Origin of the sequence: Halobellus inordinatus (assembly GCF_024464655.1) — an archaeon.
Lineage (GTDB): Archaea > Halobacteriota > Halobacteria > Halobacteriales > Haloferacaceae > Haloquadratum > Haloquadratum inordinatus.
In genome coordinates this window covers 25544-41815 of sequence record NZ_JANHAV010000001.1, presented here as the reverse complement: position 1 = coordinate 41815, position 16272 = coordinate 25544, and the positions used below count along the sequence as shown (strand labels likewise).

The 16272-nt window shown below is 67.2% G+C and carries 13 protein-coding genes and 2 tRNA genes; 5 read left to right on the top strand and 10 right to left on the bottom strand.

What is annotated here, in order from left to right:
* Positions 1–2 precede the first annotated feature (2 nt).
* On the top strand, positions 3–1019 hold the full coding sequence (locus tag NO347_RS00225; RefSeq protein WP_256287744.1) for a histone deacetylase family protein: 1017 nt from the start codon (positions 3–5) through the stop codon (positions 1017–1019).
* A gap of 34 nt (positions 1020–1053) precedes the next feature.
* Here NO347_RS00225 and cca read toward each other — a convergent pair whose 3' ends face one another.
* Entirely contained in the window at positions 1054–2472 is a 1419-nt protein-coding gene (gene cca, locus NO347_RS00220; protein WP_256287743.1) for a CCA tRNA nucleotidyltransferase, read from the bottom strand.
* A 155-nt stretch (positions 2473–2627) separates the two neighbouring features.
* Here cca and NO347_RS00215 point away from each other — a divergent pair.
* Positions 2628–2700, top strand: a tRNA-Asn gene (locus NO347_RS00215).
* 111 nt (positions 2701–2811) lie between these two features.
* A tRNA-Ile gene (locus tag NO347_RS00210) sits at positions 2812–2886 on the top strand.
* A 125-nt stretch (positions 2887–3011) separates the two neighbouring features.
* On the opposite strand, the gene NO347_RS00205 is transcribed toward NO347_RS00210, so the two are convergent.
* A complete protein-coding gene (locus NO347_RS00205; RefSeq protein WP_256287742.1) occupies positions 3012–3839 on the bottom strand; it encodes a ZIP family metal transporter in 828 nt (275 codons plus the stop codon).
* 232 nt (positions 3840–4071) lie between these two features.
* Here NO347_RS00205 and NO347_RS00200 point away from each other — a divergent pair, with 232 nt between their 5' ends.
* Entirely contained in the window at positions 4072–4560 is a 489-nt protein-coding gene (locus NO347_RS00200; protein WP_256287741.1) for a zinc ribbon domain-containing protein, read from the top strand.
* A gap of 101 nt (positions 4561–4661) precedes the next feature.
* Here the strand turns inward: NO347_RS00200 and NO347_RS00195 are convergent, their stop codons facing one another.
* The 7 genes from NO347_RS00195 to NO347_RS00165 all read right to left on the bottom strand — a co-directional run bounded on the left by NO347_RS00195 (position 4662) and on the right by NO347_RS00165 (position 14608).
* The gene (locus tag NO347_RS00195) at positions 4662–5090 is read right to left on the bottom strand and encodes a CopG family ribbon-helix-helix protein (RefSeq protein ID WP_121569013.1); all 429 of its coding nucleotides are present in this window, start codon (positions 5088–5090) and stop codon (positions 4662–4664) included.
* Between the two features lie 32 nt (positions 5091–5122).
* On the bottom strand, positions 5123–5845 hold the full coding sequence (locus NO347_RS00190) for a DUF6663 family protein (protein WP_256287740.1): 723 nt from the start codon (positions 5843–5845) through the stop codon (positions 5123–5125).
* Between the two features lie 10 nt (positions 5846–5855).
* Positions 5856–6815: a bifunctional 2-dehydro-3-deoxygluconokinase/2-dehydro-3-deoxygalactonokinase gene (kdgK1, locus tag NO347_RS00185; RefSeq protein WP_256287739.1), complete on the bottom strand. Its 960-nt coding sequence runs from the start codon at positions 6813–6815 to the stop codon at positions 5856–5858.
* 84 nt (positions 6816–6899) lie between these two features.
* A complete protein-coding gene (mutL, locus tag NO347_RS00180) occupies positions 6900–9341 on the bottom strand; it encodes a DNA mismatch repair endonuclease MutL (protein WP_256287738.1) in 2442 nt (813 codons plus the stop codon).
* Complete coding sequence (locus NO347_RS00175) at positions 9338–9859, bottom strand: NUDIX hydrolase (protein ID WP_256287737.1); 522 nt, start codon at positions 9857–9859, stop codon at positions 9338–9340. The genes mutL and NO347_RS00175 overlap by 4 nt, the downstream gene beginning before the upstream one ends.
* Positions 9860–9944: 85 nt before the next feature.
* A complete protein-coding gene (mutS, locus tag NO347_RS00170) occupies positions 9945–12704 on the bottom strand; it encodes a DNA mismatch repair protein MutS (RefSeq protein WP_256287736.1) in 2760 nt (919 codons plus the stop codon).
* A gap of 230 nt (positions 12705–12934) precedes the next feature.
* Positions 12935–14608 (bottom strand): NADH-quinone oxidoreductase subunit D, encoded by a 1674-nt coding sequence (locus NO347_RS00165; protein ID WP_256287735.1) that lies wholly within the window; start codon positions 14606–14608, stop codon positions 12935–12937.
* An 86-nt stretch (positions 14609–14694) separates the two neighbouring features.
* Here NO347_RS00165 and NO347_RS00160 point away from each other — a divergent pair, with 86 nt between their 5' ends.
* Positions 14695–15375: a helix-turn-helix domain-containing protein gene (locus tag NO347_RS00160; protein ID WP_256287734.1), complete on the top strand. Its 681-nt coding sequence runs from the start codon at positions 14695–14697 to the stop codon at positions 15373–15375.
* 32 nt (positions 15376–15407) lie between these two features.
* Here the strand turns inward: NO347_RS00160 and ubaA are convergent, their stop codons facing one another.
* Complete coding sequence (gene ubaA, locus NO347_RS00155; RefSeq protein WP_256287733.1) at positions 15408–16220, bottom strand: SAMP-activating enzyme E1; 813 nt, start codon at positions 16218–16220, stop codon at positions 15408–15410.
* Between the last annotated feature and the right edge of the window lie 52 nt (positions 16221–16272).

The window sequence follows — 16272 nt, the reverse complement described above, 5'->3', positions numbered from 1 at the left end:
CGATGCAGTTCGGCTACAGCGAGACCTGCCTCGCACACGACACCGGCGACCGGCACCCGGAGACCGCCGACAGACTCCGCGCGATCCGCCGCGCGCTCGCGAAGCGACACGGCGTGTCCTACGTCGAAGCCGACGCCGCCGACGAGTCGTCGGTGACGGCCGTCCACAGCGCCGACTACGTCGACGAGATCAGTTCGTTCTGCGACGACGGCGGCGGCAACTGGGATCCCGACACCGTCGCGTCCGAAGACACCTGGGACGCCGCTCTCGCGTCGGCAGGGCTCTCACAGTGGGCCGCCCGGGAGGCCGCCGACGGCGCGGACGGCCGCGACACGCCGTTCGCGATCGGCCGCCCGCCCGGGCACCACGCCGTCGCCGACGACGCGATGGGGTTCTGCTTCATCAACAACGCGGCGGTCGCCGCCCAGACGGTACTCGACGATCCGGACGCGGACGTCGACCGCGCAGTCATCTTCGATTGGGACGTCCACCACGGCAACGGCACCCAGGACATCTTCTACGATCAGGGCGACGTCCTCTATGCCTCCGCCCACGAGGAAGGACTCTATCCGGGGACCGGTGAGGTCGACGAGACGGGAACTGGTGACGGCGACGGGACGACGTTGAACATTCCGCTCGCTGCGGGCGCGGGCGACGAGGACTACCTTCTGGTCGTCGAGGAAGTGCTCAGACCCGCCATCGAGCGGTACGATCCGGATCTGTTCATCGTGAGCGCCGGCTTCGACGCCCATCGGCACGATCCGATCTCGCGAATGCGCGTCTCGACGGAAGGGTACGCTCTCCTAACCGATCGGATCCGCTCGCTCACCGACGACGTCGACGCAGGGCTTGCGTTCGTGCTCGAAGGTGGCTACGGCCTCGACACCCTCTCAGAGGGCGTCGCGATCGTCCACGAGACCTTCGACGGCCGCTCGCCGATGGATCCCGACGACGACCCCGACGAACAGACCGAGCGGTTGGTCGAAGACGTCCGGAAGGCCCACGGCCTCGACGAGTAAAGAGACGGACCCGACGCCAGCGATCAGCCCACCGCTATGGCTGCGGGTCGAAATACGCCGCTAACTCCGAGCCGAATTTGTCACAGAGCGTCGCGACCGCGTCGCCGACGAGCACGTCGTAGTCGTCTTCCAGTGTGGTCTGGATCCGCGCGCCGAGGCCGACCGTAAACAGTTCCTCGGAGGCGAGCAGTTCGGCGGCGTCGGTGAACTCGCGGGCCCGTTCGACGACGTATCGGTCGCCGTCGACGAACGGCCCGTAGACGTCGGGAGCAGAGTCCGAGTCGGGCTCGTCGTGTCCCTCCTCGTCGTCCGCGTACGCATCGCCGTCGTCCGCATACGCCTCGTAGAAGCCCTCAGCGTGCTGGCGAACGTGCACGGGCGGGCCGTCGTGGCGTTCGATCGCCGGGAGCGTCCGGTGGGCGAGTTCGACGAACAGCACCGCGCGCTCGTCGGCGAACGTCGCGGCGCGGATCGGCTCGAACCCACGGCGATCGAGTTCGTCGCGGACTCCCGACAGTGACTTTCTGAGCTGGGGGTACAGCTGATCGTCGACGATGTCAGGTGCGTCGAAGACGATCGCGACGGGCGTCGTCCCGCGGCGGTCGACGTGGGTACGAACTGCCTCGGGGGCGAGCGGAGCCGGTGTCGCGGACTCGAACAGTTCCGCGCGCGGGTCGTCGAGAAAGTCTCGGGCGTAGTGCTGGAGACGCGCGAGATTCGCGGCCGAGCAGACCGCGGCGACGTTCCGCGTCGAGTCTGTCGGGTCGACCATCACGAGCGGGTCGTCGTGAGACTGCGAGCCGTGATCCTCGGGGTCGAAAACGACCGGCGGATGCCAGTCTGCGGCCGCCTCAAGCAGCGATGCGAAGTCGCCGTGTTCGAGAACGAGCAGTTCAGAGAGATACCCCGAGAAGCCCTCGGTCCGGAGATTGCTCCCGTAGACGCCGATGCCCTTCAGGAACTGTTTGAACACGCGCATCTCGCTCGCGAGGTCGTCGTCGATGCGCGCCCGGAGATAGGCGTTGTGGTGTGGCGTACGGTCGACAGCCGACTGTAACGCGGACCCCTCGCCGACGTCGTAGCAGGGAACGAGATCGACGTCGAAGCCCTCGAACTCGCCGGTGACGTAGGGGTGTTCGGCGTACTCCTCGTGTCCTCCGGGGAGAACTGCGTTGCCGATTTCGAGGCCGTAGCGCTCCAGCGTCTCGCGGTCGAGCGACGGCGGGAACCGGACGAACAGGTCGATGTCACGGTCGCCGGCGAGCCACGTCCCGCGAGCCGTCGATCCCACCTGAACGACGTCGCCATCGACCGGGAGTTCGGCGAGTTCGGCTTCGACGCGCTCGGTGAGCGACGCCACTGCGGCCCGCATCGCCTCGCGTTCCGCGGCGTCGGGCGTGATCCGCTCGCGGACGCGTTCGATCACCTGGCGTCTCTCGTCGGCATCGACCATCGTTGTCACCGCTTCGGGTGGGCTCGGCGAAAGAGTGTCGATGCGCCCAGGACAGTCGCCGTGTGGCGTCTCGACTGTGCCGGTACCTCGCATCCGTGCGGTGAAAACGAAAGCCCTATCATACTACCTCGGTGTACGTTCGTGTGCAGGCACGAGCCGTCGTAGCTCAGTTGGTAGAGCACCTCGCTGTTAACGAGGTGGTCCCAGGTTCGAGCCCTGGCGACGGCGCTTCTTCCTCTCGACGTCGACGTGTGAGCCGGTAGTGTCACTGCTACTGTGCAGAACCGCGCCGCGACAACGATAACGTCTAAGAGGGAGACCGCGGAACGGTAGACCGTCGGGCCCTTAGCTCAGTCTGGTTAGAGCGCTCGGCTCATAACCGAGTGGTCGATGGTTCGAATCCGTCAGGGCCCATACGAGTGTCCGAGCGGAAGCGAGGACCGAGCCTGCAACGCTGACGGAATCGAATCAGGGAGCAGCTTTGCTGCGACCGAAGTTCGAATCCGTCAGGGCCCATCCTTTATTACCACCGAGCCCGCTCAGCCGAGCGAGACATCGAGATACAGCATCACGACGATACCGATGATCGTCCCGAGCGTCGCGACGCGCTCGTGGCCGCTGGCGTGTGTCTCCGGGACGATCTCGTCACTGATGACGAACAGCATCGCACCGGCAGCGAAGCCCATCGCGTAGGGGAGCAAGACCGAGACTGTCTGGACGGCGTAGGCACCGAGAACCGCCAGCGGGATCTCCACGAGACCCGATCGAATGCCGGTGAAGACGGCGTATGTACGCCGATTGAGTCCCGCGTTGACGGCGGCGACGGACACGGCCAGTCCCTCGGGGATGTTCTGGATGCCGATCGCGAGCATCAGGGGGATCGCGCCCGCAACGTCGCCGCTGCCGAATCCGACACCGACAGCGAGCCCCTCGGGCATATTGTGCAGCGTGATAGCAAGGATGAACAGGATCACGGGCGCGAGTCGGTCGTCGGTAAGCGGTAGCGACTCGCCCGGGTCCGCCGCGTCTGCTCGGCGACGTCCCGTCAGGAGGAAGTGCGCGTGCGGAACGAGGCCGTCGGAACGGTCGAGAAACAGCGCGCCGAGAAGGAGACCGACGAGAACCGGAATCGGATTGCCGTTCGAGTACGTCTCTATCCCCGGAATGATGAGGCTCGTGAAACTGGCTGCGAGCATCACCCCGGCGGCGAATCCGAGCGCTCCATCGAGCGCCCGTTTTGACGGGTCCCGCCAGACGAACACGAGCGACGCGCCGAGGAGATTCATCCCCGCGATCACGAGGCCGCCGACGAGGCCGTGAACGATCGGGTTCGAGCCGAACAGCTCGACGAACCTATCAGCGAGCATGTCAGCTCCCCGCGCCGGGTCGAATCAGTCCCGTAGCGCCGTGGTGTCGCTGCCGTCTAGGGAGACGAGCAGGAGTCGTGAAAGCCGTCCGACAGGAAGCCATAGGAGACGACTCGTCGGCGAGGGGCTTATATCATCGGCTACCACGTGGGAGCGTCGCTCCCGGCGGTGGATCGTATGAGAGAGATCGAAAACCCACAAGACCTAATCGGTCGCGTCCGAAAGTGTACGTATGAGTAGCCAGCGGGAGAAGCGGCCGTGGCTCGCGGCGTTCCTCGGCACGCTCGCCACCGGGCTCGGACACTTCTACCTCAGACGGTGGAAGCGTGGGCTCGGATGGTTCGCCGCCGCGGTTGCCACCTCGGTGCTGTTCGTGCCACCCGAGGCCGCACGGACGCTTCTCGACGGCGGCGGCGATCCGGCGACGCTCGCGCCCGTCCTGATAGTCGGCGTCGCGAGCGTCGCCGACGCCTACGTCCTCGCCCGGAGCCGACAGCACCGATCGCGGGTTGCTGACGCTCGTCGGGCGGCGACGGGTAGCGAGTATAGCCGCGACGACGTCGACGGGGCGGCGGCTGACACCGCGACGTCGACGGGCGAGACGGTGACGGCGGACGCCGAGGAGACGTGTCCTCACTGCGGGAAGGAGTTGGACCCGGATCTGGACTTCTGTCCGTGGTGTACGACGCGGTTGGCCGACGGACCGCGGCGCACCGAGTGAGGAGCGTACCGCGGCCGGTTCTTATAGGGAGTACGTAACTGTTCGGGGATTCTCGCCGTATCGTCCGGCGAGACATCTATGGAGACGTACGATAATCCCTATTACTCTTCGGTCGGAATGCCGCTGAACTCGTCGACTGGCATCACCGAGTAATCGACGCTGAGCGTGTCTTTCGTCGCGCGGATCTTGCCGACGAACGTGGAGATGTCTTCGAGACCCCCTTCCAGGACGAACAGTTCCATACAGCGGTGCTCGCCGACGTGACTGTGGAAGTTCGAGGCGACGAGGTTCTCGTACTCGTGGCGGAGTTTCATCATCCGCTCTTCGACGTTCGTCGTCTCGTACTCGAAGACGACCGTCACCACGGCCATCAGTTCTCTATCTTCCAGTCGTTTGTCCTCGAACTCCCCGAGCAGATTTCGCGAGGCCTCGCGGACGACCTCGCTCCGGCCGGTGTAGCCGTGCTCTTCGGCGAAGGCGTCGATTCGCTCGACCAACGCTTCGGGCATCGAGACGCTGACGACGGTCATATATTAACTCAGAGGCCGTCGGATATTAATTCCTAGGAATCGGGGGCGCCGTACGTCGATCGGAGAGTCTCAGCCAACACCCCGTCGCGACGAAAGACCACGTAGACGACGAGGAACGGTTCGTCCGCGGGCCGAAGGACGAACACCGCTCGGGGGTGCTCCGTCTCGGGCGGGATCGACTCGCCGCGATCGGCACGGCGCACGAGCGGGTCAAGCGGCGTGACACCGGTGCGAAACTCCTCGAAAAGGTCGCGAGCGCCGGCCTGCTTGGCGAAGACGTAGAGCGCGCCGTTGGGTTCGCCGTCGGTGTTCTTGGTCACGCGGCCGTTCATCGCCGCGTTGTCGGCCTCGGCGACCATCCACGTCTGTTTGGCCGCCTCGAAGATCCCGGTGACGCCGTCGTAGAACTCGAAGACGGAGTCGGCGACGACGTCGATCGATTCGAACCGCGGGTCGCCGTCGGACCACGCGAGCGTCGCGTCGACGAGCGTGCCCGCGCGGAGCGACGCGACGGCATCAGCGAGTGCACCGTCGTAGCCGGTGGTGTCGACGTACGTCGGGGCGAACGCTTCGTCGGGGCCGGAGTCTGCCCGCGCTGCCTCCTCCTCGGAGTCGACAGTTGCGGCGTCTGCATCGTCGGAATCGGCAGCCACTGCGGCGGCGTCGTCGAAGTCGTCGGCCTCGACGAGCAGGAGTTCGTCGGGGTCGCGAGGGCGGCCGAGAACGCGGTATCGGTCGCTCGTCTTCAGATCCATCACGCACTCATCACCGCGAGATGCCGCCACCCTGTTCGGCGACGACGCGTTCGACTTCGGCGGGCGTGACGACTGCCAGGTCGCCGTCGACGGTGCGCTTCAGCGACGCCGTCGCCGCCCCGTGTGCGAGCGCGTCGGGAACGTCGCCACCGGCGACGCGCTCGGCGAGATAGCCGCCGACGAAGGCGTCGCCGGTGCCGATGGCGTCGAAAGTGTCCGCGTCGTAGACTGCCTGTTCGAACACCTCTCCCTCGTGGACGGCGAGCGAGCCGTTTTCGCCGCGAGTGAGGACGACCGTCTCGAAGTCGAAGTCGTGCAGGAGGCCGTTTGCCACCTCGACGGGATCGCCGTCCCGACCGAGGCAGGTGGCCGCGTCGCGCTCGGCCGCGACGAGCACGTCGATGTGCGGAAACAACGATTCGTAGCCCGCTTTCGCCTCCTCGGGCGTCCACAGCTTCGATCGGTAGTTCAGGTCGAAGGCGGTGGTTACGCCCGCTCGTCCGGCCGCCCGGAGCAGCGCGTCGGTCGTCTTCGCGAGCGTCGACGAGAGCGCCGGCGTGATCCCGCTCGTGTAGAAGAACGCCGCGCCGTCGAGTGCGGTCGCCGGCAGTTCGTCCGGCGTCGCAGTCGTCACCGATGCGTCCGTCCGATCGTAGATCACGTCGGTGCCGCGGGGTTCACCCCCGTGTTCGAGGTAGTACGTCCCGAGGCGCGCGTCCTCGGAGTCGTCCCACGCGATGTCCGTCTGGACGCCGTGGCTGCGCAGTTCGGAGACGATCCGTCGGCCGAGCGGCGAGTCGGGGAGTTTCGAGACCCACGCCGCGTCACAGCCCAGCCGTGAGGCCGCGACGGCGACGTTGCTCTCTGCCCCGCCCGTTCGCGCGTCGAGTTCGCGGGTCCGTTCGAGGCGCTCGCCCCGCGGCGGCGAGAGTCTGAGCATCGTCTCGCCGAAAGTCACGATATCCGCCATACCCGCTCGTTCTCCGAGGGGATACATAAGTTCCGGAGATGAACAGTCTCCGCGCTCAGGAGAGTAGGAACCGAAGACGGAAGATCAGGCGTCCCGCCGGCCGCCGTGTCCCGGGTAGTCGCGCTCGAAGCGATCGCCGATCTCGTCGCCGTCGATCGCGACGACGACTGGGCGGCCGTGGGGACACGCGTAGGGGTTCTCGCAGTCGTCGAGCGCTTCCAGCAGATCCACGACTGAGCCCTCGGTGAGCGAGGTGTTGCCGGTCACGGAAGGGTAACACGCCAGGTCCGCAAGCAGGTCGTCGGCGACTGCCTCGACCGTCTCCGCGCCGCCGTCGCCGTCCTCGGCGACGAACGCCGTGAGCGTATCGCGCAGGAGTTCGGGATCGAGCGCCTCCGCGAACACCGCGGGGACAGCCTCGACTGCGACGGTGCGCTGGTCGACGCGTTCGGCGCGGAAGCCAATCGACGCCAGCGCCTCGCGGTACTCCTCGAACAGCGCCGCCTCGCGCGCGGTGAGTTCGAGATCGACGGGGTCCGCGAGCGCCTGTGTGGCGACGTCGCCGTCGAGTTCGGACTGGAGGCGCTCGTAGTTCACCCGCTCGTCGGCCGCGTGCTGGTCGACGAGCACCATCCCCGAGTCGGTCTCGGCGACGACGTAGGTATCGTGGAGTTGGCCGAGGATCCGCATCGACGGCAACGAGTCGAAGTCGGGTTCGAGCGTCGCCGCCTCACCGTGGAGGTCGCGCTGGGTCGTCGGCCCGACGATGCCCGTCGGGCGCGGCTGTGAGGCGTCCGAGCGCTCGTCGCGGGCCGTGCCGCGGGCGTCGTCGACGTCGAAATTACCGCTCGATCGGGAGTCCGTGTCTGCGCTCCGCGCCGTCTCCGTCGGATCAGCAGCCGTTCCCGGTGGCGTAGCGGTCCGCGACGACTCCCCGATCGAATCAGCCTCCGACTCGCCGAACGTCGATTGATCCGACGTCGAGGTCCGGGAGTCGCGGGCGGGCGGACGATCGTCGCGGCCGCGCTCTCGTTCGCTGCCAGCGTCGGTGACAGTCCAGGCGTCCTCGTCCGTCGGATCGACCGTCTGAGCGCGGTCGTCGCCGTCGCCGCTGTCACGGTCGCGCTCGAAGCCGTCGCTGTCGGTGTCGACGCTGTCGGAACCGTCTTCGGTGTCCCCCGAGCGGCCGTCGCCGCGATCCGCGAAGCGGTCGGCGTCGAGACGCTCGTCCGAGGTGGTGTCCAGATCACCTGTTTCGGAGCTGCTATCGCGCGCTCGCCCGGTCTCGGAAGACTGCAACGCGTCGCCGTCTTCGGTGGCGGTGACGCTATCAGCCACCGTGCCTCCGGCGTCGTCTCCACTGCTCGGCTGCGGGCTGTGTCCCGCGCCGCCGCGCACCTCCGAGTCGGGCGATTCGGGCTCGATCGCGGTCTCCGCGGGTGCTGAACGGCCTCTAGGCGCCGTCGACCTGATCAGCCCCTCGTCGAGCAACGCGGTCCGCACGGCGTCGGTGACGGCCTCGCGGACGCCCGCCTCGTCGCCGAAGCGGACCTCCATCTTCCGCGGGTGGACGTTCACGTCGACCGCGTCGGCGGGGACGTCGACGAACAGGACCGCGAAGGGGTAGCGGTCGGTGGCCAACTGGCCGCCGTAGGCGTCGAGGACCGACTCCCGGAGGACGCGGGCGGTGACGTACCGGTCGTTGACGAACGTCGAGAGGTACTCCCGAGTGCTGCGGGTCGTCTCCGGATGGCTGACCAGTCCCGTGACGCGCTCGATCGGCCCCGCATCGGGGCCGTGTTCGACGCGGATCATCGACTCGGCGACCTCGCGGCCGTACACCGAGAGGACCGCCGACTGGAGGCTCCCGCGGCCCTCGGTCGCGAACACCTCGCGGTCGTCGTGTTCTAAGGAGATGGCGACGTCCGGGTTCGCGAGCGCGTAGTGCGTGACGACGGTGTTGACGTGATCGAACTCCGTCGCGGTCGTCTTCAGGAACTTCCGGCGGGCGGGGGTGTTGTAGAACAGGTCGTCGACCTCGACGACAGTCCCCTCGGGGCAGCCCGCGGCGCTCACGTCCGTTACTTCGCCGCCCTCGACGCGGAGTTCCGTGCCGACGCCGTCGCCACCGCGGGGCTTCGTCCGGATCGTCACCCGCGAGACCGCGCCGATCGTGTGGAGCGCCTCGCCGCGGAACCCGAGCGTTCCGACGCCGGCTTCGAGGTCGTCGATGTCGTCGATCTTGCTCGTGGTGTGTTCTTCGACCGCGCGCTGGACCGCCTCGCGGTCCATCCCGACGCCGTCGTCGCGGACGCGAACGCCCTCGGTGCCGCCCGCGTCGACCGCGACGGAGATGCGATCTGCGCCGGCGTCGAGGCTGTTTTCGAGGAGTTCTTTCACGACCGACGCGGGCCGTTCGACGACCTCGCCGGCCGCGATCTGTCGCACGGTCTGCTCGTCGAGCGCGCGGATCGTCGGCGTCGGATCGGCGTCTGCGGCATCGCCCGCGGCGTCGTCTCCGCTCACGGGTCGTAGACCTCCGTCGCCGTCAAAACTGCCTCGGACTGTACCGCGCTCAGTCGGTCGGCGGCCGCTTCCGGCGACAGCCACGCGTGCGTCGAGTGTTCGTGGCTGAGCTGGACTGGATCGTCGGCGACGACGTCGAGTCCGGCGGGGACCGCACACCAGTAGTAGACCGCGAAGCGTCCCTGGTCGGTGTCGTTTCGCCACGACGCCGTGTGGATGGGCCGGCCGACGTGAACGTCGAGCGCCGTCTCCTCGACGATCTCGCGGTGGATCCCGTCGGGCGCGTCCTCGTACGGTTCGAGCCGGCCGCCGGGGAGTTCCCACCCGCCGTCGGTGCTCCGGCGGACGATAAGCACGTCACCCGAGGCGGCGAAGAGGACACCTCGCTGACTGATCGTCGCCTCCAGGTGGTCGTCGGCATCGGTCACGTCGGCGCTCCCTGCCGTGACGCGGTCGCCTCGCACCGCGTCGAACGGCCGATTCGGCCCGACAGCAGACAGCGCGGTCGCTCGTCCCAACACATTTGCTATCCGGGTACTGGTCGTATGCGCCCTAATCGTTACCGGTCGTGGCGATAGCGACGGCCGGCCCGTCGGGCGCGCTCTACTCGTCCAGCCGCTGCTTCCACTCCTGAACGGTCGTCATCAGTTCGATCGGGGACATGTCGTTCAGATCCAGTTCCGTCAGTTCGGCGGCGATATCGTCCAGTTCCGGGTCGACTGCGGCCGGCCGCGACGGGTCGGCGTCGGGGTCTGCGGCAGAGGTGGTCGACGCATCGGCCGCCGCGTTCTCCTCGCCCGTCCGACCGCCGTCGGTCGCCTCCGCGCTCGCCGTCTCGTCGACGAACTGGCCGGCCGAGAGGTCGAAGACGGCCTGCGTCGGCTCACTATCGCCGCCACCGCTTCCGCGGGCCTCGATCGCCTCCTCGGCGCGGAGGCGCGCGAGCACCGCGTCCGCGCGGGAGACGACCGGGTCGGGGACGCCGGCCAACTCCGCGACGTGGACGCCGTAGGAGCGATCTGTCGGACCGTCCTCGATCGTCCGGAGGAACGTCACGTCGTCACCCGCATCGTCGACGGCGACGTGGACGTTCGCGACGCGATCGAGGTGGTCCGCCAGCGACGTGAGCTCGTGGTAGTGCGTCGCAAAGAGCGTCTTCGCGCGGACCTCGTTGTGGAGATACTCCGTCGCGGCCCACGCGATCGAGATGCCGTCGTAGGTCGCGGTGCCGCGCCCGACTTCGTCGAGGATGACCAGCGAATCTTCCGACGCCGAGTGCAGGATGTTCGAGAGTTCCTGCATCTCGACCATGAACGTCGAGCGGCCCTGCGCGAGTTCGTCGAGCGCGCCGACACGGGTGTAGATGCCGTCGACGACGCCGATCGTCGCCGAGCGCGCCGGGACGAAGCTCCCGACCTGTGCGAGCAGCGTGACGAGCGCGACCTGCCGCATATACGTCGACTTCCCGCTCATATTCGGCCCGGTGACGATCAGGAACTCTCGATCTCCGTCCATTCGGACGCCGTTGGGGACGAACTCGGTCGTCTGCTCGACGACGGGGTGGCGACCGGCGTCGATCTGCAGCGGTCCCGGCTCGGTCAGTTCCGGACGGGTCCAGTCGTTGCCGGCGGCGTGCGTCGCGAGCGACGCCAACGCGTCGACCTCGGCGAGAGCGCGACCGACGTCCTGCAGGAGTTCGGCGTGGTCGGCGACCCGCTCGCGGAGGTCACAGAAGAGGTCGTACTCCAGATCGCCGCGGGCCTCCTCTAATCTGAGGATCTCCCGCTCGCGCTCCTCCAGTTCGTCGGTGACGAACCGCTTGGAGTTCTTCAGCGTCTTGATCTCCCGATAGTGCTCGGGCACCTGATCGGCGACCGACTTGCCGACCTGGATGTAGTGCCCGTCGGTCTTGTTCCGATCGACCGTGACGTGGCTGAGGCCGTGCTGGCGCTTCTCGCGTTCGGCGAGCGTGTCGATCCACTCCTGTGCGTCCTCGTGGCGGTCCAGCAAGTCGTCGAGTTCGTCGTCGTAGCCGCGGCGGAACAGGCCGCCCTGCGTCACCGTCTTCGGGGGGTCGTCGGCGAGCGCCGCCGCCAGTTCCTTGCGGAGACGGCCGGCCGCGTCGCGGTCGGGCCGCTCGACGACCGCGGCGAGCGGCGACGATTCGAGGCGTGACCCCTCGATAGCGTCGGCGACGTCCGGAAGGATTCCGAGCGTATCGCGGACGGCCAGCAAGTCGCTAGCGTCGGCGCTGCCGGACGCCGCCCGGGCGGCCAGCCGTTCGAGGTCGTAGCCGCCGTCGAGCGCCTCGCGGACGCGTTCGCGGGCGAGTGCGGCCGCGGTGAGCGCCTCAACCGCGTCGAGTCGGCGCGTCAGTTCCGCGCGGTCGCGTCGCGGGCGGGTCACCCACTCGCGAAGGAGTCGCCCGCCCGGACTCGTCACCGTGTGGTCGATCGTGTCGACGAGGGTGCCGTCGCGGTCGCCCTGCATCGTCTCCGTGAGTTCGAGGTTCCGCTGCGTCGTCGAGTCGAGTTCGAGGTGCTCGTTCGTCTCGAAGGAGCGCAGGCGCGTCATCGACGGCAGGACGCCCGCGCCGGTCTCCTCGACGTAGCGGAGGGCCGCGCCCGCCGCGCGGATCGCCGGGTCGCGCTGGAGGCCGACGCTGTCGAGCGTCTCGCGGCCGAAGTGCTCGCGGAGGCGATGTTTCGCGCGTCCCGGTGCGAAGGCGTCGGCCTCGAAGAGCGAGACGGTCGCGTCGGTCTCCTCGCGAAGCCGGCGGGTGAGCGCGTCGTCGCCGCGGACGTCAGGACCCGGAAGGATCTCGACCGGCCCAAACCGATAGAGTTCCGAGAGCGCGTCGTCGGCGTCGTCGGCGACCGTCACGAGGAACTGTCCGGTCGTCGCGTCGGCGAAAGCGAGGCCGATGCCGTCGTCGTCGGAACCCGAGACGCCGCCGGTGGATCGGCGCTCGTCACTCGTTCCGCTCGTCTCGCCGACGACTGCGGCGATATAGCGCGCGTCGGCGTCGTCGGTCTCTAAGAGCGTGCCGGGCGTGACGGTCCGCGTGACGCTTCGGTAGTGGTCGCCGCTGTCGTCTTCGAACTGGTCGGCGACGGCGACCCGGTAGCCGCGCTCGACGAGTGCCTTTAAATATGGTGTGAGGTCGTCGACGGGGACGCCGGCCATCGGATACGACGACCCGTGCGAGGACTTCTCGGAGATCTTCAGATCGAGTTCGTCACCGACCAGTTCGGCATCGTCGGCGAAGAACTCGTAGAAGTCGCCGCACTGCATCGTCAGGACGTCCGCGTCGGTGTCGGATTTCAGAGAGAGAAACTCCTCGACGATTCCCTGCGAGGCCATACGCGCACCTGGGCTGCGCGCGGATAAAACGCTGCGGTGTGGGCGGACGGCGCGCGCAGATGAGCACGGCGCGACCCTGGGTTTATATCGGAGGAAGAGGCCAGCGTCTCCGTGACGTAGCATCCGTCCCGCGTCGGGCAGCGGTCGTTCGGCACGTCGACGCGGGCAGTGACGCGTGTGCCGACTGTTTGCCTTCACCCTCAGTGAGCGACGCCGTTTCGTCGGCGACGCTACCGGTCGACTTCGCCCATAATCGTGTCGAGGCTGCCGAGCGTCGCAATCAGGTCCGGGATGTACTCGCCCTCGGTCATTTCGGGGAGGGCCTGGAGATGCGAGAACGAGGGGCCACGGATCTTGAACCGCGCGGGAGTGTCGGTGCCGTCCGAACGGATGTAGATCCCGAGTTCGCCCTTCGCGGCCTCGACAGCTCGATACACTTCGGCGTCTGGGTCGGGCTTGATCGTCCGCGGGACGTTGGCCTGGATCGTTCGCTCGTCAGCCGGCCACTCCGCCAAGCGGTCAGCACACTGTTCGACGATCTTCGCGGACTGTTCGAGTTCCTGTAATCGGACCAGGAGACGAGCGAAATTGTCACCGTCTGGTTCGGTGACGACATCCCACTCGAGCTTGTCGTAGTAGCCGTAGGGATCGTCGCGACGCAGGTCGTAGTCGATACCCGAACCGCGTGCGACGGGGCCGGTGCAGCCGTAGGCCTTCGCCGTCTCCGTCGAGAGCACTCCGGTGTCGACGGTTCGAAGCTGGATGACCTCGTTGCCGGTGAGCAGGTCGTGATACTCTGCCAGTCGCTCCGGAAGGTCGTCGACGAAGTCGTAGATCTTCGCGAGAAACTCCTCACGTGGCTCGGGGAGGTCCCAGACGACGCCGCCCAGGCGGAAGTAGTTGAACATCAGCCGCTGGCCGGTGAGGTCTTCGAGGATGTTCTGGACCGTCTCGCGGTCCTTGATCGCGTACATAAACGTGGCCGTGAAGTCGCCGATGACGTCGAGCGCGTACGCGCCGACGGCGAGAAAGTGCGAGAGCATCCGCGAGAGTTCCGCTGCCATCGTCCGGACGACCTGGGCGTACTCGGGGACTTCGATGTCGGCAAGGTGCTCTGCCGTCCGCGCGTAGGCCCACTCGTTCAGCAAGCCCGCGCCGCCCCAGTCCCAACGATCGGGGTAGGGCATAATCTGGTGACGGTAAGTCTTCGACTGGCACATCTGCTCCTCACAGCGGTGGATGTAGCCGATGTCGGGGTCGACGTCGACGATCTGCTCGCCGTCGAGCGTGACTTGCAGGTGGAGGACACCGTGCGTGGCCGGGTGATGCGGCCCGATGTTCAAAAGCAGCGTGTCGCCGTCGCGCTCGTCGTCCTGGACGGGATTGACGTTCTCGGTGTAGGGGACGATCTGTGGCCGATGCTGATCGTAATCCAGCGAGAGCGGGTGTCCCTGCCACGTCTCGGGGAGGAGCAGGCGGCGCAGATCCGGATGGTCGTCGTACTCGATGCCGATCAGATCGTACGCCTCGCGTTCGTGCCAGCCCGCGGTCGGGAAGACGGGGGCCGCCGACTGGCTCGCGGGCGCGTCACTGGGCGCCGGGACGATCACGCTCAGTTCCGTGGTCGGATCGGCGTACTGCCTCAGGTGGTGAATCGTCTCGTAGCGGTCGGGGTACTCCTGAGCGGTCACACACGAGAGGTGGTCGAACCCGGCCACCTCGCGTAGGTGTCGCAGCACGTCCTGCACCGCATCCGGGCGGATCACGACGCCGGGCGCGTGCTGGTGGGATTCCCGGCGGACGTGAAACGACTGCTCCAGCGACGCGAGAGCGCGTTCGGCGGTCGAGTTGGTCGGCGTATCGACCGGCGTCGGCTCGGCGGAGGGTTCGCACGGGTGTTGCATACCGCAGTGTTCGGAAGACTCTCACCTGGGACTGCTGCCTCACGTCTGAGGTATACTTTTACCTTCGACAGACCCAATCTCCTCCGATGCGCTCGCTGCGGTTGCGGCTCGACCTCCCCGAACCGTACGTTCATCCGATGCACGCGTTCGTGGCCGACACACCCGGGTTCCGGGAGACGCGCCTCCGGCACTGGAATCCCGCAGTCGGCGATCGAAACACGCTCGTGTTCTTCGTCGACGGCGACGATCCCACGTCGTACACGGCGGAGCTGGCCGACCAGCCGTCGATTCTGGATTACGAAGTCGCCACTGAACCGACACAGCGGGGGTTCCACCTCGCCGTCACCGAAGATCAACGCGCCGCCGATGCCAGATTGACCGCGGCGTTCCTGGGAACCGGCGTCGTGGTCGTTCCACCGGTCATCTACCGCGAGGATCGCTGTATCGACGTCTCGCTCGTCGGGACGGCGAGCGAAGTGGAGACCGCACTCGACGGACTCCCGAGCGAAATCGGAGTAACCGTCCAGCAGATCCAACCGTACGACGGCCGCCTCTCGGACCCGACCGCCGCGCTCTCGTCTCGACAACGTGAAGCGCTCCGCGTCGCAGTCGCGTGTGGATACTACGCCGATCCCCGGGATGCGACGCTCGAAGCGGTGGCCGAGGAACTCGACTGCGCCGTCGGAACCGCAGCCGAACACCTCCGAAAGGCGGAGGCGACGGTACTGGAACGCGTCGTCGACGCGATTCCGGGCGGGAGAACGTAAGCGCGGGCTCGAACGCCCTCGCAGCGACGGATTCAGTCGCCGCCGACCGCACAGGCCGCCGTGTACTCCACCTCGTCGATCGAGTCGATCGGGTCGTCGCCGCAGACCGGACAGTCGGGGTTCTCGCGGTACGGAACCTTCTCGAAGGAGAGTTCCATCGCGTCGTAAAAAAGCAGTTGTCCTGTCAGCAGATCGCCGGCGTCGAGGATGAGTTTCACTGCTTCCGTGGCCTGGATACAGCCGACGGTTCCGGGCAGGACGCCGAGGACGCCGGTTGTCGCACAGTCCGGGACTGTTCCGGGCTCGGGCGCTTCGGGGAACAGACAGCGGTAACACGGTCCGCCGGGAACGAGCGTCGTCAGCTGTCCCTCGAACTTGTAGATCGCGCCGTGGGCGATCGGGATCTCCCGGAGCCGACAGAAGTCGTTCAGGAGGTACCGCGTCGGGAAGTTGTCCGAGGCGTCGACGACGAGGTCGTAGCCGGGGACCACCTCCTCGACGTTCGATTTCTCCAGTCTGGTCTCGTAGGTCTCGACGTCGACGTCCGGATTGAGGCCCTCGACGAACGCCGCTGCGCTGTCGACTTTCGGTCGGCCGACGTCGGCATCGTGGTGGATGACCTGGCGCTGGAGATTGCTCCGCTCGACGACGTCGTCGTCGACGATGCCGAGCGTGCCGACCCCCGCGGCGGCGAGGTACTGAATCACCGGCGCGCCCAGGCCGCCCGCGCCGACGACGAGCACCCGGGCGTCGAGCAGGCGCTTTTGTCCCTCGGGACCGACCTCGTCCATAATGATGTGTCTGGAGTAGCGATCCAGTTGCGTAGCGTCGAGTGAGAGCGACATAGTCGTACTCGGGAGTGGGGAGGGATAACTTCTCGTGGAAAATTAGTCCAAC